At 61.8% G+C, this 17129-nt stretch carries 17 protein-coding genes and 2 pseudogenes; 11 read left to right on the top strand and 8 right to left on the bottom strand.

The features are described 5' to 3' along the window. Window positions 1-212 precede the first annotated feature (212 nt). From MHI61_RS14870 to MHI61_RS14880, 3 genes are all read left to right on the top strand, one after another. The gene (locus tag MHI61_RS14870; protein WP_239792559.1) at window positions 213-617 is read left to right on the top strand and encodes an Imm6 family immunity protein; all 405 of its coding nucleotides are present in this window, start codon (window positions 213-215) and stop codon (window positions 615-617) included. Between the two features lie 102 nt (window positions 618-719). After that, the gene (locus MHI61_RS14875) at window positions 720-2270 is read left to right on the top strand and encodes a PAS-domain containing protein (RefSeq protein WP_239792560.1); all 1551 of its coding nucleotides are present in this window, start codon (window positions 720-722) and stop codon (window positions 2268-2270) included. A 92-nt stretch (window positions 2271-2362) separates the two neighbouring features. Next, window positions 2363-2986, top strand: a complete 624-nt coding sequence (locus MHI61_RS14880) for a peroxidase (protein WP_239792561.1) — start codon at window positions 2363-2365, stop codon at window positions 2984-2986. Window positions 2987-2998: 12 nt separating this feature from the next. On the opposite strand, the gene MHI61_RS14885 is transcribed toward MHI61_RS14880, so the two are convergent. Next, on the bottom strand, window positions 2999-3973 hold the full coding sequence (locus MHI61_RS14885) for an alpha/beta hydrolase (RefSeq protein WP_239792843.1): 975 nt from the start codon (window positions 3971-3973) through the stop codon (window positions 2999-3001). A 361-nt stretch (window positions 3974-4334) separates the two neighbouring features. On the opposite strand from MHI61_RS14885, the gene MHI61_RS14890 reads away from it, so the two are divergent. Further along, a complete protein-coding gene (locus tag MHI61_RS14890; protein WP_239792562.1) occupies window positions 4335-4898 on the top strand; it encodes a nucleoside 2-deoxyribosyltransferase in 564 nt (187 codons plus the stop codon). A 13-nt stretch (window positions 4899-4911) separates the two neighbouring features. Here MHI61_RS14890 and MHI61_RS14895 read toward each other — a convergent pair whose 3' ends face one another. Further along, a complete protein-coding gene (locus MHI61_RS14895) occupies window positions 4912-5799 on the bottom strand; it encodes a LysR family transcriptional regulator (RefSeq protein WP_239792563.1) in 888 nt (295 codons plus the stop codon). Window positions 5800-5929: 130 nt separating this feature from the next. Here MHI61_RS14895 and MHI61_RS14900 point away from each other — a divergent pair, with 130 nt between their 5' ends. After that, on the top strand, window positions 5930-6781 hold the full coding sequence (locus MHI61_RS14900) for an oxidoreductase (protein WP_239792564.1): 852 nt from the start codon (window positions 5930-5932) through the stop codon (window positions 6779-6781). A 97-nt stretch (window positions 6782-6878) separates the two neighbouring features. Here the strand turns inward: MHI61_RS14900 and MHI61_RS14905 are convergent, their stop codons facing one another. Beyond that, window positions 6879-7817 carry an alpha/beta fold hydrolase gene (locus tag MHI61_RS14905; RefSeq protein ID WP_239792565.1) on the bottom strand — a complete coding sequence of 313 codons (939 nt, stop codon included), beginning with the start codon at window positions 7815-7817 and terminating at the stop codon, window positions 6879-6881. Between the two features lie 184 nt (window positions 7818-8001). Here MHI61_RS14905 and MHI61_RS14910 point away from each other — a divergent pair, with 184 nt between their 5' ends. Both MHI61_RS14910 and MHI61_RS14915 read left to right on the top strand, forming a co-directional pair. Then, window positions 8002-8154, top strand: a complete 153-nt coding sequence (locus MHI61_RS14910; protein WP_239792566.1) for a hypothetical protein — start codon at window positions 8002-8004, stop codon at window positions 8152-8154. A gap of 122 nt (window positions 8155-8276) precedes the next feature. Next, entirely contained in the window at window positions 8277-8588 is a 312-nt protein-coding gene (locus tag MHI61_RS14915) for a DUF1883 domain-containing protein (protein ID WP_097584721.1), read from the top strand. Window positions 8589-8600: 12 nt separating this feature from the next. Here the strand turns inward: MHI61_RS14915 and MHI61_RS14920 are convergent, their stop codons facing one another. Both MHI61_RS14920 and MHI61_RS14925 read right to left on the bottom strand, forming a co-directional pair. After that, a complete protein-coding gene (locus MHI61_RS14920; protein ID WP_222138383.1) occupies window positions 8601-9917 on the bottom strand; it encodes a replication-associated recombination protein A in 1317 nt (438 codons plus the stop codon). Further along, window positions 9914-11317, bottom strand: coding sequence for a DegQ family serine endoprotease (locus MHI61_RS14925; protein WP_097584717.1), 1404 nt, complete (start codon window positions 11315-11317; stop codon window positions 9914-9916). Before MHI61_RS14925 ends, MHI61_RS14920 begins: the two co-directional genes overlap by 4 nt. A 257-nt stretch (window positions 11318-11574) precedes the next feature. Between MHI61_RS14925 and MHI61_RS14930 the strand changes: the two genes are divergently transcribed. Continuing rightward, entirely contained in the window at window positions 11575-11955 is a 381-nt protein-coding gene (locus MHI61_RS14930) for a DUF1232 domain-containing protein (protein ID WP_239792567.1), read from the top strand. A 21-nt stretch (window positions 11956-11976) separates the two neighbouring features. Beyond that, complete coding sequence (locus tag MHI61_RS14935) at window positions 11977-12330, top strand: lysozyme inhibitor LprI family protein (protein WP_222144455.1); 354 nt, start codon at window positions 11977-11979, stop codon at window positions 12328-12330. A gap of 39 nt (window positions 12331-12369) precedes the next feature. Here the strand turns inward: MHI61_RS14935 and ilvD are convergent. After that, window positions 12370-14209: pseudogene (gene ilvD, locus MHI61_RS14940) on the bottom strand (dihydroxy-acid dehydratase). A gap of 333 nt (window positions 14210-14542) precedes the next feature. Here ilvD and msrP point away from each other — a divergent pair. Both msrP and msrQ read left to right on the top strand, forming a co-directional pair. Beyond that, on the top strand, window positions 14543-15490 hold the full coding sequence (gene msrP, locus MHI61_RS14945; protein WP_097584710.1) for a protein-methionine-sulfoxide reductase catalytic subunit MsrP: 948 nt from the start codon (window positions 14543-14545) through the stop codon (window positions 15488-15490). Next, window positions 15490-16161 carry a protein-methionine-sulfoxide reductase heme-binding subunit MsrQ gene (gene msrQ / locus MHI61_RS14950; RefSeq protein WP_239792568.1) on the top strand — a complete coding sequence of 224 codons (672 nt, stop codon included), beginning with the start codon at window positions 15490-15492 and terminating at the stop codon, window positions 16159-16161. Before msrP ends, msrQ begins: the two co-directional genes overlap by 1 nt. Here the strand turns inward: msrQ and MHI61_RS14955 are convergent. Both MHI61_RS14955 and rplQ read right to left on the bottom strand, forming a co-directional pair. Further along, window positions 16158-16537, bottom strand: a pseudogene (locus MHI61_RS14955) (VOC family protein). The gene msrQ and the pseudogene MHI61_RS14955 overlap by 4 nt on opposite strands. An 87-nt stretch (window positions 16538-16624) precedes the next feature. Further along, complete coding sequence (gene rplQ / locus MHI61_RS14960) at window positions 16625-17047, bottom strand: 50S ribosomal protein L17 (RefSeq protein WP_010029289.1); 423 nt, start codon at window positions 17045-17047, stop codon at window positions 16625-16627. Window positions 17048-17129: the final 82 nt, after the last annotated feature.

Here is a 17129-nt window from a genome sequence, read left to right on the forward strand (position 1 = left end):
TTCGCTATAAAATTATTTATTTCTATCGAAAATTTAGCTTTATTCGCCACAGACATCTCGGCTCACAAATTGGAACGATCTAAATTCCAGTCGCGATTGGCAGGCACCTGTGGACATCTCCGGCCGGTAAGGTGGTGGAAGATTCGGAGCTCCTCCCCTATGCTGTCGAGACAATCACTGTGACCGCGATCAGCGGAGGAGAGCACCAAGACATGACATTGCGCGCCGAACTGACCGCTCTGCCGCCCCGCGAACAAGCCCGGCACCTGACAGCCGTCGCCGCTTCTCTGGTGGCGCAAATCAGGCGCACCGAACCCCACGCGCCGGAAGCCGAGGCCGCGCTGGCGGCAATCCGCGCCTGGGGCGGTGGCGAAGGCCTGACCGGCCGATCCGTCTCCGATCTTGTCTACAGCGACGATGAGCGCGGGACGCTCCGCCGGCTCTCCGAGGCGGCCGGAAAGCCCAGCGAAGGCGGCTGGAATGCGCTCACGACGGCAGTCATGTACGTCGCCTGGCTTGCTTATCAAGAGACCGGCGAGCCGATGCCGAGCGACGTCAATGAGGTGGGAGAGGACAGCCTCGATCTTCTTGAGGAACAACTGGCCAAACTCGGCTGAGTTTCCGTCGAGGAGCTCCCATCGACGGACATTAGCGAAACTTTATTGTTTCTGACGAATGCTACGGATGCGCGCAACGCGCCAGATCTGAAGCAGGGCCGGATGATGCCGCATTCGTTCGAATCCATTCTGGAAAACCTGCCGCAGGGCATCGTTCTGCTTGATTCTGCCAATAGGGTCACGGCCTTCAATTCCCGCGCGCTGGAAATTCTCGGCCTTCCGGAGGGCGCACTCCGGAAGGGAATGGATATCGACGGATTGCCGGGTCCCTTGGACTGTCATGCAGCGGCGTGTTCGCGTTCGCCGACCGGCAAACCGCACCCCTCGCAGTTTGCATTGCCCGACGGGCGGATGATCTCGCTGACTTGCGCGCCCTCGAGAGAGGGAAGCTGGATCCTGAGCTACGAAGACATCTCGACGCTCGTTCGCGTCGAAGACAGCCTGGCCGAGCAACATCACCGGTTCGACGCAGCCCTGAGCAACATGCCGCATGGGCTGTGCATGTTCGATTCGACGAAGAAGCTCATATTGTGCAACGCATCCTACGCGCGGATGTACAATCTGCCGGATCGGCTGACACAACCGGGGACGTCGCTCGCAGATATCCTGGCCTATCGGGCCCAGGAGGGAAATGGACCGGCCGACACCGCCACCTATTTTGACGTCGTCTTCGAAGCGACGGCACTCGGTGCGCCGGCCAGCCAGAACATCGCTCTCACCGACGGCCGCATCGTCAAGATCACCCACAACCCGATGCAGAACGGTGGATATGTGGCGACCCATGAGGACGTCACCAAGACCGTGCGGCTCGCCGAAGAGCTGCGCCGCCACCACGATCAGCTCGAAGTTACGGTGCGCAATCGCACGGCTGAGGTCGAGCGGCAGGCGCGTGAGCTGGAGCGAATGCTTGCGCAGGAACGAAACATCAACGAATTGCAGCGGCAGTTCGTGGCGATGGCATCGCATGAGTTCCGCACCCCACTCGCAATCATCGACGCTGCCGCCCAGCGGCTTCTGCGAAAAGGAGGCGCGGTCGAGCCCGGTTTCCTCAGCGAGAAGGTCGATCAGATCCGCGCATCGGTACACCGGATCGTCGATCTCATGGAGAGTATCCTGTCGGCCGGACGCCTCGATACCGGCACGATCGATATCAGTTACGGCGCCTGCGCGCTCAGATCATTGATCCGAAGCTGCTGCGAGCGGCAGTCGTCGATCTCGAAGACGCACAGCTTCGTGCTTGACGTAGACGGGCTGCCTGAGTTCATCGATGCCGATCCCCGCAGCTTGACCCAGGTCTTCACCAATCTGCTCTCCAATGCCGTCAAATACGCACCCGGAACTTCCGAAATTCGCATTGCGGCATGGGAGGAGACCGGCAACGTCAAGGTTTCGGTCAGCGACGACGGGGTGGGGATCGATGCCGAAGACGTGCCCCGGCTGTTCCAGCGCTATTTCCGCGCCCGCACTTCGACCGGGATTGCCGGAACCGGTATCGGCCTCAACCTGGTGAAGCAGATCGTCGAGCTGCACCAGGGCTCGATAGAGGTGCAAAGCGCAAGAGGGTGTGGATCGACGTTCACCGTTTCCCTTCCGATCAAGAGACATGGCGACGTTCCGGCGAACAATGATTGCGCGATCACTCAGGTCTCTTAAGCAGGGCTGACGGCTCGCGCTCGAAGTGACGGCGCAGGATTGCTGTCCGGCATATCTACCCTATCCTTCTCGCAATAGAGGAGGACCATGCCATGGCTTTCATTCACACCCCCAACGCATCCGCCAGCGAGAAGACGACGTCGATGTATGCGTCGGCCGAGGCGAATTATGGTTATCTGCCGAACATGTATCGTGCCTTCGGCCACAGGCCGGAGGTGATGGAGTGCTGGGCGGCGCTGCTTTCGAGCATTCGCGGCCATATGAGCCTCAGGCGCTATGAACTGGTGACGCTGGCGGCGGCCAAGGAGCTGAAATCCTCTTATTGCATGCTGGCGCACGGTTCCGTGCTGCTGCGCGAGGGGTTTACCAGCGACGGGCTGACGGCTGTCGTCAACGAGACCGAGAAGGCGCCGATCGATGCCGGCGAACGGGCGATCATGGCCTTCGCCGCCAAGGTGGCGCGCGACGCGACGTCGGTGACGCAGCAGGATATAGACGGGCTGAAGAAACACGGGCTGAGCGATGCCGAGGTCTTCGACGTCACGGCCGCGGCGGCGGCCCGGTGCTTCTTCTCGAAAATGCTGGATGCGCTGGGTGCCGCACCCGACCACGCCTATATCGAACGGCTGGAGCCGAATGTGCGCAAGGCGCTCAGCGTCGGCCGGGAGGTCGAGAGGCCCCTTGCGCCTTCCCCATCGCGCGGCACATCGCAATGACGGCGTAGGCGCCTACTCCTGCGGTTTGTCGGCAAAGTGCCGGATCGCAAACTCGGCGATATTCTGGCTCGCCCGATCGGCATCGTCGAGCAGCGAGGGAAACAACTGCCACTGGTGCGGCATGCCCGGCCAGACCTCGGTCGTGACGTCGACGCCCGCCTGGCGCGCCTTGTCGGCGAGCCGCAGCGTATCATCAAGCAGGACTTCGCCGGAACCGACCTGCAGCAGCAGCGGCGGAAAGCCCGTCAGGTCGGCATATAGCGGCGATGCCTGGGGATCGGTCGGAGACTTTCGGCCGAGATACGCCTTGCGCAAAGTCTCGATCCAGTCTTTGCCGACCAGCGGATCGCTTTCGGCATTCGATGTCATCGATCCGCCCGTCGCGGCAAGATCGGTGATGGGGCTGAGCGCAATGACGGCCGCCGGCAGCGCCTTTCCGACCTGCATCTGCCGCAGCATGGTCTCGATCGCGATATTGCCGCCGGCGCCGTCTCCCGCCACGACAATGTTGTCGTTGCGATAGCCATTGTCGAGAAGCCAGCGATAGGCCGTCAGCGCGTCGTTGATCTGCGCGGGATAGGTATATTCGGGCGTCAGCCGATAATCGATGAGAAGAACATCGCTGGACGCGGCCTTGGCGAGCGAGCCGGCAAGCAGGCTGTGCGTGCGGATGGAGCCGCTGGAGAAGCCGCCGCCATGAATATAGAGGATCACCCTTTCACCGATCGGGTGATGAAGGCGGGCGGGCCACATCAGTTCCGCATCGATGCCGTCCGCATCGACCTGCCGAAGCTGGATGCGTGTCGGCCCCGGCGTCGTCTCCATCATCGACTTGAAGGCGGTGCGGCGCTGCTGCAGGCTATCGGCGCCGGCAAAGTGATCCTTCCAGAGGCCGACGAGTTTTTCGACCTGCTCGCGCGAGGCCTGGCTTTGCGGTCCGACGTCCTGCCCGAACGCTGCCGAAGCCGATAGCATCAGCGTGGCCAAAGCGGGAAACAGATATTTGAGCCGCTTTGGCGTTCTTCGATTTGGCACAATCCGACCCTTCATCAACCTCTCCCGATGATGCTGGTGATGGCGGTATCTTTGGCCGCTTCGTCCAGCGGAGTCAAAAGGGGGCAAGCGCAACCTTCCGCTTTTTCATGCCGCCGATGCCCAGCCTGAGCCAGCCCGCACCAGGCCGATACAGCGCGGTGCGAGCAGCAGTAGCCATCTCGTGCGGGCTCATCGGGCTGTCGTGTCAAAAAAAGTCGACAATCCCTGCCGGCACGGCTTGCCATGCGACAGGCTTCCGTCAGAAATGGGTCCCCCAGCCCCGGCGCTCCGGCTCGCATAGGAAGGGATACCGATGACCACCATTTACCTTGCCGGCCCGGAAGTCTTTCTTCCCGATGCCATGCCCATCATGGCCGAAAAACGCCGATTGGCGCGCCAGTTCGGTTTCGAACCGACCGGTCCCGGCAGCGACGAAAACCAGACGCCGGTGAAGCGGACGGCCGCAGAGATCTACGCACGCAACGACGACGCCATGCGCCGGGCCGATATCTGCCTTGCCAACATCACGCCCTTTCGGGGCGTCAGCGCCGACCCGGGCACGGTCTACGAGATCGGCTTCATGCTCGCGCTCGGAAAATCGGTGTTCGCCTATACCAACCACCCCGACGACTATGGCCTGCGTGTTCGTTCGATCTGGTATGCGGGGCTGGAGATCGATGTCGCGAGCGGACGCCCGCGCGGACCGGATGGCATCGCGATCGAAAATCACGGCATGGCCGATAACCTGATGATCGACGGGGGCATCGAGGCGAGGGGAGGCAAGGTATTCCGTGCGGCAGAGCTGCCGGAGGATGCTGCCCGCGACCTGACGATTTATTTTGAGGCGCTTCAGACGATCGCCAGCATGCGCGGATAGGAATTGAGCGTCTTTACTCCGCCCTGATCGCGTCGATGACCGCCCTGAAACCCGCCGACATGTGGCGGCGGCTCGGATAGTAGAGATAGAGCGGTTCCTCCGGCTGGCACCAGTCGTCAAGCACCTGGATCAGCTCGCCGCCGGCAACGGCTTTTTCGACACGGGGCTCCCAGATATAGGCAAGACCTACGCCGCCGAGCGCTGCCTGCATCATCAGTTCGTGATCGTCGAGCGACAGCGGTCCGGTCGGCTGAAAGCTCACCGTCTGGCCGTCCTTCTCGAATTCCCAGGCATAACGCGCACCTGATGGAAACATGTTCTGGATGCAGAGATGGCCCTTGAGTTCGTGGGGCGTCGTCGGTTTCGGCCGGCTCTCGAAATAGGCGGGCGAACCGACCACGACCAAGCGGATCCGGGGCTTGATGCGTAGCGCGATCATGCCCTCGGTGACGCGCTCGCCGAAACGGATGCCTGCATCGAAACCCTCCTTGACGATATCGACCAGCCTGTCGGTCGCGTTGATCTCCAGCTGCAAATTCGGATTGCGCTGGAGCAACGGGGCAATGATGCGGCCGATGACGAAGGGACCGATCGAATTCGGCACGTTGATCCTCACCTTGCCGAAGGGCGTGTCGCGGTAACGGTTCAGCGCATCGAGCGCCGCCGCCATTTCCCCGAAGGCCGGATCGAGATGGGAGATCAGGAGTTCGCCGGCTTCGGTCAACGACACGCTGCGTGTCGTGCGGTTGAGCAGACGGATGCCGATCCGCTCCTCGAGATTGAGCACGGCATGGCTGACGGCAGAGGCAGTGACGCCCCGCTCCTCCCCCGCCTTGCGGAAGCTCTTGTGCCGCGCCACCGCCGCGAAGGCCGCAAGTTCGGAGAGTTCGGTCGCGCGCATTGCTGAATTTCAATCATCATAGTTTCGAGAATAACAAATCTTATACATCAGCAGATTTTCGGTCAAATTCATCCCGTCAGCACAGAGATGCTGGCGCCCATACAGTCGAACAATCCAAGAGGAATTCGTCATGAAAATCTGGTTCATCACTGGTGCATCCCGCGGCTTCGGCGCGCTGATGACCAAGGAAGCGCTGGCAGCCGGCGATGGCGTCATCGCCACCGCCCGCAACCCCAAGACGGTGACCGAGCTGTTCGGCGATCATCCGAACCTCATTGCCGTCGCCCTCGACGTAACCAATGAGGCGCAGGCGAAAGAGGCTGCGGCTGCCGGCATCGCCCGCTTCGGCCGCATCGATGTTCTCGCCAACAATGCCGGCTACGGGCTGCTCGGCGCTGTCGAGGAGGCCACGGCCGAAGAGATCGAAAAACTCTATGCCACGAACGTCTTTGGTCTCCTGAAGGTGACACGCGCCGTACTGCCCTATATGCGCCGCCAGCGCTCCGGCCATGTCCTGAACTTTTCATCGATCGGCGGTTATTTCGGCTATCCCGGCTGGGGTGTCTACGGCTCGACGAAATTCGCCGTCGAGGGGCTGTCGGAATCGATGGCCGCCGAACTCGAACCCTTCGGCATCAAGGTGACGATCATCGAACCCGGCTTCTTCCGGACGGACTTTCTTTCCGACACGTCGCTGGCGGTAAGCCCGGCCTCCATTGCCGACTACGAAGGCACGCCGGCCGGCAACATGCGCAATTTCGCCGCCGACGCCAACCATGCGCAGCCCGGCAATCCTGCCAAGCTCGCTGCCGGCATCATGACGATGGTCAACTCGGCCAACCCGCCGCTGCGCATGCCGTTCGGAAGCGATACGGTGGCTATGATCGAGGCGCAGCATGCGAGCGTCGAAAAGGAACTGGCCGCCTGGCGGGAGCTCGCTCTCTCGACGGATTTTCCCAGCGACGCAACAAGCGCAGCCTGAAGAGAGACATGAGGGCCGCCGCCATATTTCCGGTCTCGGAAGTGTGGCGGCGGTGCTGTTATGGCGGCGGGAAAGACGGCGGGGGCGGCCGCCTCGCCTATTTTCCGACCTGCTCGGCCCAGTTCGGCGCCTTGCCGCCGCCGTCGAGGAAGGTCATCGCCACGGTCGCCATTAGGGGCGAGGCGAAGGTCTCGTAGTGGGTGAGATCGGGCAGGATCGCCAGCCGGTTCTGCGACATGTTCTCCCGCATCCAGCCCGCGTCGCGCAGACCGCCGCCGAGCTTGTGATAGAAGTCGATCATGTGCTCTGGACGTATCATGTCGGCATCGCCGTAGATCAGCATGACAGGCATGGTGAGCTTGGCGACAGCATCGCTATAATCGATGGGTTTGCGCATCAGCGCCCCCATGGCGTCGAGCAGCTTCGGAAATTCGGAAACGTCGGGCGCCACCGCCTTGTAGGAGAGGAACATCGGCGTGTCCTTCATCATCTCGGCCATACCGGCGCCGACGGCCGCCTGCTGCGGCAGCATCTCCGGGAAGAAGCCGTTCTGCGCATAGGGCGCCGAGAGGATCACCAGCCGGCGGACGCGATCGGGCGCATTGGCTGCCATATTCAGCGCCACCCCGCCACCGAAGGAATAGCCGAAGACGTCGACCTTGTCGTAGCCGAGCTGCTTCACCAGGATCGCGAGATCGGCGCCGATATCCGGAAGCTCGATCGGCCGATTGCCGAGCGGCGTGCGACCATGGCCCTGGAGATCGACGGCGATCACCTGCCGGTGATCGGTGAAAACAGGCATGACAGGCGTAAACATCTCGATCTGGCCGAGGCCGCCGTGCAGCAGCAGCAGCGGTTCGCCCTCGCCGCGGATCTCATAATAATAATCGATGCCGTTGACCGGCACGCTTCCCTTCCTGATGATCGGTGCTGCTGCCTTGTCTTCGATAGAAGGCGCGCCGGCGCCTGCCATATAGGGCGCGGCCAGGAATGCGGCCGCGGTTGCGATCATCGATATCAGCCTCATCTTCGACATGTTCCTTGCTCCCTGTTTGCATCGATACCGCAAGGACGGCAGTGGCGATCATTTTCCGACACTTTGTTTCGAAATTTCTGCCAACCGCCTTTATGCCATTTCTATATTTTCGCCCCTCGCCCCGAATGGATTTCCTATCGCGGCCGGCAGTAGACTCTCGCCATCACTGCAAAGGTCAAATGCCATGCGAAATATCTCCGCCTTCCACCCTCTCCGCCCACGCAGGATCAGGCGCGGCGGCCGGCAGATGCGTGAAAAGCTCACCGCCTGGGTGCTGATCGTCTTCAGCGTTCTGCTCGCCTGCGTCGAAGTTTACATCGTCTACGCCGCGCTCTGAGCCTTTCCACGCGCGGTTCCGCGCCGGCAAAACGCAGACTGGCCGAACGGTCGATCCCAACTTTTCTTTAACTGGCTTGCTGGTAAAATCTCGGCGCAGAGACTTCAGACAGCACGAGACCGATGCCGAAACCGAATTTCCGCTTCACCCATTACGATCTCAGGGAACAACGCGCCGGAACGATCGTCGAGGTGTCGTTGAATGCGGTGAACAATGTGCGGCTGATGACGGCGCCGAATTTCCAGCGCTTCACCGAGGTTCTCGATTTCAAATATGTCGGCGGCGTGGCGCGCAAATCGCCGGTCAAGCTCGCCGTTCCGGAAAGCGGCCACTGGCATGTCGTCGTCGACATGGAAGGTCATCACGGGCTGGCGGAATCCGCCGTCAAGGTGATCGCCGCGCCAGCCAATCAGAAGACGCCGCGGCCCTCCTGACGTTGAGACGGCTCAGCGCGGATTGCGCTCCTTGCGAAGCTTCGCCCACCATTCCAGCCGCTTGCGGATGTCGCGTTCGAAACCGCGTTCCGGCGGATCGTAGAAGGTCTGGCGGCCCATTTTCTCCGGAAAATAGTCCTGGCCGGAAAAGGCGTCCGGCTCGTCATGGTCGTATCGGTAGCCCTCGCCATAACCCTCGCCCTTCATCAGCTTGGTCGGCGCATTGAGGATGTGCTTCGGCGGCAGCAGCGAGCCGTTCTGCTTGGCGGCCTGGCTTGCGGCCTTGAAAGCCGTGTAGACGGCATTGGATTTCGGCGCGGTGGCGAGATAGACGCAAGCCTGGGCCAGCGCCAGCTCCCCTTCCGGCGAACCGAGATACTCATAGGCATCCTTGGCGGCATTGCAGATCACCAGCGCCTGCGGATCGGCAAGACCGATATCCTCCACCGCCATGCGCACCAGCCGCCGGCCGAGATAGAGCGGATCCTCGCCGGCATCGAACATGCGCGCGAGATAATAGAGGGCGGCGTCGGGGTCCGAGCCGCGCACGGATTTATGCAGTGCCGAGATCAGATTGTAGTGGCCGTCCTGCGCCTTGTCATAGACCGGAGCGCGGCGCTGAACGATGCGCGTCAGGCCTTCGGTATCGAAGGTCTCGCCTTCGCGCGCCGCGCGCCAGACTTCCTCGGCGAGGGTCAGCACCGCGCGGCCGTCGCCGTCGGCCATGCGGATCAGGCTGGCGCGCGCTTCCTCCTTCAGCGGCAGCGGCTTCTGCTCGATCGCCTCGGCGCGCTTCAGCAATTCCTCCAGACTTTCCTCGTCATGCGACTTGAAGGTCAGCACGCGGGCGCGCGACAAAAGAGCGGCATTGAGCTCGAAGGACGGGTTTTCGGTGGTGGCGCCGACGAGGATGACGGTACCATCCTCCATGACAGGCAGGAAGCTGTCCTGCTGGGCGCGGTTGAAACGATGGATCTCGTCGACGAAGAGCAGCGTCTGGCGACCGTCCATTCGGCGCAGGCGGGCGGTCTCGAACACCTTCTTCAGATCGGCGACGCCGGAAAAGATCGCCGAGATCTGCTCGAAGGCCAGCCCCGCCTCGCCGGACAACAGCCGCGCCACCGTCGTCTTGCCTGTGCCGGGCGGACCCCAGAAGATCATCGAGCCGAGCGAACCGCTCTCGATCATTCGCTTCAGCACACCATCTTCACCGGTCAGATGTTCCTGACCGGTGACGTCGGCAAGCGTCTTCGGCCGCAACCGGTCGGCAAGCGGTCGCTTGGCGGCCACCTCTTCCGGAACGCGCGGCGCGAAGAGATCGTTGCTCATCGGAAGAATTGCCGGATGCGCTGACCGTCGCGCTCGATCTCCACCCGCCAGAGGCCGGGGTCGCTCTCGGCGATTTCGGAAAGCTCGCTGGTGGTCTTCACGTCGGTCCCGTTGATCGAAATGATGATATCCTTCGGCTCGAAACCGAGACGGGCGGCGGGCGAATCCTCCTTCACGTCGGATACGACGACGCCTGCCGATTCCGGCGGCATGCGCAGTTCGTCGGCGACACGCGGCGACAGGTTCTCAACGACGGCGCCGCTAAAGGGGGTGCGCCCGCCGATCGTGCGCTGATCTCGCGGCGAGGTTTCCGGGGCGCGATCGAGCGTCAGCGGCAGTTGCGCCTCGCGGCCGTTCTCGACGACAGTGAGTTTGACCGACTTGCCGAGACCGGCCGTCGTCAGCCGGTAAAGCAGCGCATCCGGATGTTCGACAGAAATACCGTCGACAGCGGTGACGATTTCGCCGGCTTTCAGCCCGGCCTTGGCGGCCGGGCCGCCTTCCGAAACCTTGACGACGAGCGCGCCGCGAACCTTGTTCAGCCCCAGCGCCTCAGCGACTTCGGAAGTCACGGCATCGAAGCTCGCGCCGACATAGGGCCGCTCGAAGGATTTGACGCCGGCATCGGCCGAGGCGAGGAAGACCTTGACCAGATTGGCAGGGATGGCGAAGCCGATGCCGTTCGAGCCGCCACCGCGCGAGAAGATCGCCGTGTTGATGCCGATCAGCTCGCCTTTCATATTCATCAAGGCTCCGCCGGAATTGCCGGGATTGATCGAGGCGTCGGTCTGGATGAAAAAGCCGAACTCGTTCCTGACCACCTGGTTGCGGGCAAGTGCGGAGACGATACCGCTCGTCACCGTCTGGCCCACGCCGAAAGGATTGCCGATCGCCAGCACGAGATCGCCGACCTCGACCGCATCGGAATTGCCGATCGGCAATGTCGGGAAACTTTCCTTGGTGTCGATCTTCAGCACGGCAAGATCGACACGATCGTCCCGCAGCACCACCTTGCAGGGGAATTCGCGTCCATCAGGCAGCGCAACCTTGATGTCGTCGGCGCCTTCGACAACGTGATTGTTGGTCACAACAGTGCCGTTTGCCTCGACGATGACGCCGGAACCGAGCGAGGACTGCTTCTCCGAGCGATTCGGCATCTGCTGGCCGAAGAACTGCTCGAAGAAGGGGTCGCCGGCAAAAGGCGACTGCCGCCGGACGGTCTTTTCCGCATAGACATTGACGACGGCGCCCGACGTCTGTTTGACGAGCGGCGCGAAAGAGAGCTGCATCTGCATCTGGCTCTCGGGCACGGTCTTTGCGGTCTGCGCATTGGCCGCAGCCGGCAGAGCGAGCATAAGAGCGAGTAGCGAGACGGAGGCGCGCTTGAACAGGCCTTGCATGGGTATCCCTTTTAAATCCTCTTGTGGATCGTTTTAGAGCATGATGCCGAAAAGTGTGAGCGGTTTTCGGACGACATCGTGCTCTAACTATTTAATGCGAACAGCATTCAGATTTCAGGTCGAACTGGCCTAAAATCATCCTGTTCTGCGGCCCGACGCTAGAAAGGAAAGAGGGCGGAAGCATGGAAGAATAAGGCAGTCGGGCTTCAGGAGATTTTGCTTGAGGCCTTTGCGAATTCGATTCAGGAAGACCGGCCATGCAACTGATATCAAAAGCCAAAATCTGGGCGAAGTCACTGAAGCGTGACATCGTCGCCCTGTGGCTTGCTGCGCGCGATGCCAGGGTGCCCTGGTACGCAAAAGCCGTGGCGGGCGCCGTCGCGGCCTATGCCCTGTCGCCGATCGATCTCATCCCGGATTTCGTTCCCGTGCTCGGCTATCTCGACGATCTCGTCATCGTACCGCTCGGCATCCTGCTGGCGACGCGGCTTGTTCCGCCCGACTTGATGCACGAGCTTCGCGAGGAAGCCGCAAGACGCATCGAACGCCCTTCCGGCCGGAGCGGCCTGATCTTCATCCTTGTCGTCTGGCTTGCCTGCATCATCTTCCTGGCTCTGGCAGTGCGCAAGCTGGTCTGATCGGCGGCAAGGAGACTTTGAATGATGACAACGAGAGCGATGACGGTAGCCCTTGGTTTTGCAGCTGCAATCTTCGCGTCGGAAATGGCGCAGGCGGCAAGCTTCGACTGCGATGCGAAAGAATTGAAGCCGGATGAAAAGACAATCTGCGACAGCCGCGCCCTCAACGATGCCGACGTGAAGATGGCGACGACCTTCGAGCTGCTCTCCGGCCTGCTGGCCATGGGCTCACGTGGGACATTGCAGGACGAACAGACGGCCTGGCTGAAGAAACGGCAGGAATGCGGGGCCGATGCCGCCTGCCTCAAGGCCGCCTATGAGGAGCGGCTGAAGCAGCTCGGCGAGACCTATAAAAACATCAACCGGCCGCTTTGAAAGCGACCGGTCGACAGAGCAGTTGATAGATTCGAGCAATTAGCGGGCGTTCAGATCGCGCACAGCTCCGCGATCGGCGCTCGTTGCGAAAGCGGCGTAGGCCTTCAGCGCCGTGGTGACGTTGCGCTTGCGGACTTCTGTGGGATGCCAGCCCTTGCCATCCTGCTCGGCGCGGCGGGCGGCGAGTTCAGTTTCGCTGACGCGCAGACTGATGGTGCGGTTCGGGATGTCGATGTCGATCATGTCGCCTTCGCGCACCAGGCCGATCGTGCCGCCATTGGCCGCTTCCGGCGAGACATGGCCGATCGAGAGGCCTGATGTGCCGCCGGAGAAGCGGCCATCGGTGATCAGCGCACAGGCCTTGCCGAGGCCCTTCGACTTCAGATAGCTCGTCGGATAGAGCATTTCCTGCATGCCGGGGCCGCCCTTCGGGCCTTCATAGCGGATGACGACGACATCGCCGGCCTTGATCTCATTGGCGAGGATCGCCTTGACCGATGCATCCTGACTTTCGAAGACCCGTGCCGGACCGGAGAATTTCAGGATCGATTCATCGACGCCGGCGGTCTTGACGATGCAGCCGTCGACCGCGAGGTTGCCCTTGAGCACGGCAAGGCCGCCATCTTTCGAGAAGGGATGTTCGACCGAGCGGATGACGCCGTTCTGGCGATCCGTGTCGAGATCGTCCCAGCGTGCCTCCTGGCTGAAGGCGACCTGGGTGGGGATGCCGCCGGGAGCGGCGCGATAGAAATTACGGACGGTGTCGCTGTTGGTGCGGGTGATGTCCCAGCGGTCGATGGCGTCGCCCAGCGTCTCGGCGTGGACGGTCGGGCAATCGCGGTTCAGCAGCCCGCCCTTGTCGAGCTCTCCGAGGATCGACATGATGCCGCCGGCGCGGTGGACGTCTTCCATATGCACGTCGCTCTTGGCCGGCGCGACCTTCGACAGGCAGGGCACGCGGCGCGACAGCGCATCGATATCGGTCATGGTGAAATCGATCTCGCCTTCATGGGCGGCGGCAAGGATGTGCAGGACCGTATTGGTCGAACCGCCCATGGCGATGTCGAGCGCCATGGCATTCTCGAAGGCCTGCTTGGAGGCGATGGTGCGCGGCAGCGCCGTAACGTCGTCCTGCTCGTAATAACGGCGGGCGAGATCGACGATCAGATGGCCGGCCTCGACGAAAAGCCGCTTGCGGTCGGCATGGGTGGCAAGCGTCGAACCGTTGCCGGGCAGCGACAGGCCGAGCGCTTCCGTCAGGCAATTCATCGAATTGGCGGTGAACATGCCGGAGCAGGAACCGCAGGTCGGACAGGCCGAGCGCTCGATGGTCTGGACGTCCTCGTCGCTGATCTTGTCGTCGGCTGCGGCCACCATGGCATCGACCAGATCGAGCGCGTGGGTCTTGCCGTGCAGCACGACCTTGCCCGCTTCCATCGGACCGCCGGAGACGAAGACGGTGGGGATATTGAGGCGCAACGACGCCATCAGCATGCCGGGGGTGATCTTGTCGCAGTTGGAAATGCAGACCATGGCATCGGCGCAATGGGCATTGACCATATATTCGACGCTGTCGGCGATCAGCTCGCGGGACGGCAGCGAATAGAGCATGCCGTCATGGCCCATGGCGATGCCGTCGTCGACAGCGATCGTGTTGAATTCCTTGGCGACACCGCCGGCCGCCTCGATTTCGCGGGCGACGAGCTGGCCGAGATCCTTCAGGTGCACGTGGCCGGGCACGAACTGGGTGAAGGAATTCACCACCGCGATGATCGGCTTGCCGAAATCCGAATCCTTCATGCCCGTGGCGCGCCAAAGGCCGCGCGCGCCTGCCATGTTGCGGCCGTGAGTTCGTGGTTCTGGAACGGTAAGCTGGCATCGGTGTCTTCCTCGACGTGTCGGAAATCATCAGGCGAAGCGAAGCGGCATGAAGCCTGCGGGCCGGGCGAACGCTGCCTTTTGCAATTGTCCTAATCCAATCGACAGGGGCTGTCACTACCGGCAAGGTCAAATCCGGTACGCTGCGGAGGGAGCACCTTGAGCGCCATCGATGATATACGGTTCGGCGCGAGGTTTGGTTACAGCCTATTCCATCACAGCCGAACACAAAAAATTGGCTTCCCGTCGTCGAGATTCGAGGCATAGCTAATCCGAACATGCGGGCGGTTCGTTTACGAACTATATTCAAGAAATCCGCCCTGGAGGTTTCGACATGCCAAGCTATCGCCCCCCGAAGATCGCGTCATCGGAGATCACGCCGCGCCAGATCTATATGCGCCGCCGGGAATTCCTCGGTGCTGCAACGCTCGGCGCCATGGCGCTGTATGGCGCCGGCAAGGCGAGTGCGGCCGCCCTTTCGGCCGTCGAGAGCAAGTATAAGGTCGACGAGAAGCCGACGCCGCTCAAGGACGTCACCACCTACAATAATTTTTATGAGTTCGGCCTCGACAAGGGCGATCCCGCCGCGAATTCCGGCGATTTCAAGCCGCTGCCCTGGACGGTCAAGGTCGACGGCATGGTCAACAAACCAGGCACCTTCGACCTCGAGGCGCTGATGAAGGAATTCCCGATCGAGGAACGCACCTATCGGATGCGCTGCGTCGAGGCCTGGTCGATGGTCATTCCTTGGGACGGCTTTCCGCTGGCATCGCTGCTCGACAAGGTGGAGCCGCTCGGCAGCGCCAAATACGTCGCCTTCGAAACCGTCGTGCGGCCGGAGGAGATGCCGGGACAGAAGGGTTTCTTCCAGTCACTCGACTGGCCCTATGTCGAAGGCCTGCGGCTCGACGAAGCGCGTCACCCGCTGACGCTGCTTGCCGTCGGCCTCTATGGCGAAACGCTGCCGAACCAGAACGGCGCGCCGATCCGCCTCGTCGTGCCATGGAAATACGGCTTCAAGGGCATCAAGTCGATCGTCAGGATCACCCTCACCGACCAGCAGCCGAAGAATACCTGGCAGGTGACCAATCCGCAGGAATACGGCTTCTACGCCAACGTCAACCCTGCCGTCGACCATCCGCGCTGGAGCCAGGCGAGCGAGCGGCGCATCGGCGAAAGCGGCTTCTTCGGCGCGAGCCGCCGCCCCACCCTGCCCTTCAACGGCTATGCCGACGAGGTGGCGAGCCTTTATGCCGGCATGGACCTGAAGGCGAATTTCTGATGGCAGAATTGTCGCTCGCCATCCCGAAACGTTGGCAACCCGCCTCCGTCTGGCTGCTTTACGCGGTGGGGCTCGTGCCGGCCGCCTGGACCTTCTATCTTGGCGCGACCGATCAGCTCGGCGCCGACCCGGTCAAGACCTTCGAGCTCTTCCTCGGCATCTGGACGATCCGCTTCCTGATCGCGACCCTTGCCGTCTCGCCGGCCCGCGAGCTGTTCGGCTGGAACTATCTGCGCTACCGCCGCGCGCTCGGCCTTTTGACCTTCTACTACGCGCTGATGCACTTCACCGTCTACATGGTGCTCGACCAGGCGATGGATATCCAAGCCGTCATCAACGACGTGCTGAAGCGCCCTTTCATCATGTTCGGCATGGCGGCCCTGGCGATGCTTATTCCCCTGGCGGTGACATCCAATAACTTCTCGATCCGTCGTCTCGGCGCGAACTGGAACTGGCTGCACCGCCTGGTCTACATCATCGCCGCCAGCGGAGCGCTGCATTTTGCCCTTTCGACCAAGATCCTCGATCTCGAGCAATATATCTATGTCGGGCTTATCATCGCCCTTATCCTCTACCGCTCCTGGCGGCCGATCGCCCGCAGCCGGAAGAAAGCACAAGGACGGCCGCGCGGCCGGCCCGTGGGCTCACCAGCTTCGCGACAATCGGTTTAACGCCGATCGGGCGAAGATGGCCTATGTGCGGGATCAAAAGCATAGGCCGCAGCTATCCCGATCGCGTAAGCTACTATATTCCAAGGCGAGAAGACCCGCCCAAGCAGTAGGGCTCCGGCGGTCGTCAGTCGAAATGCGTGATGGAAGGCATCGACCTCGGCCTTGCTGCGCGCCCTGAACGCGACGTGAATCCGGTCAGAGGCGGCGGGCTATCCGCCTACTGGATCTCGAACAGGCAGCCATTGCCGATATCGAAGGCCCAGAAGACGTTCTCCTTAACGAAGGTAAGCTTGTAACCCATGGGTAAGAACGCTTTTTCGTAGAAGAGCTTGCTCCTCGACAAATCACCCACCGCGACGGTTATGTGGTCGATCATGGCGCTACTCACTCATCAAAAATGCCAGCACAAACGAAAAAGCCGGGCGCAAGGCCCGGCTTTCCAGCTTTCCGAAATCGGAAAATCTTAGGCAGCGACGGCCTGTTCTTCGGCAGCGACGCGGGCCTTGTCGGCTGCACCCTTGGCATAGGTGTCGCGATCAACGAATTCGACAACGGCCATGGCGGCATTGTCGCCCTGGCGGAAGCCGGCCTTCATGATGCGCAGGTAGCCGCCGTTGCGGGTGGCGTAACGCGTTGCGATCGTGTCGAACAGCTTCGAAACGACGGCAGCGTCGCGGATCTGCGAGATCGCCTGACGGCGAGCGTGCAGGTCGCCGCGCTTGCCGAGCGTGACGAGCTTCTCGACGATCGGGCGGATTTCCTTGGCCTTCGGCAGGGTCGTGACGATCTGCTCGTGGGTAATCAGCGAAGCCGCCATGTTGGCGAACATCGCCTTGCGGTGGCTTGCAGTTCTATTCAGCTTGCGGCCGGCTTTACCATGGCGCATTGCTATTCTCCTTTAATGCAGGTGCCCTTACACTAAGTGGGCCTGCCGTTTCCTGGCACATGCAGGCGATCGGCCTGCTGTT

It is taken from the genome of Rhizobium sp. K102 (genome assembly GCF_022385315.1).
In the GTDB taxonomy this organism is placed as follows: Bacteria; Pseudomonadota; Alphaproteobacteria; order Rhizobiales; family Rhizobiaceae; genus Rhizobium; species Rhizobium croatiense.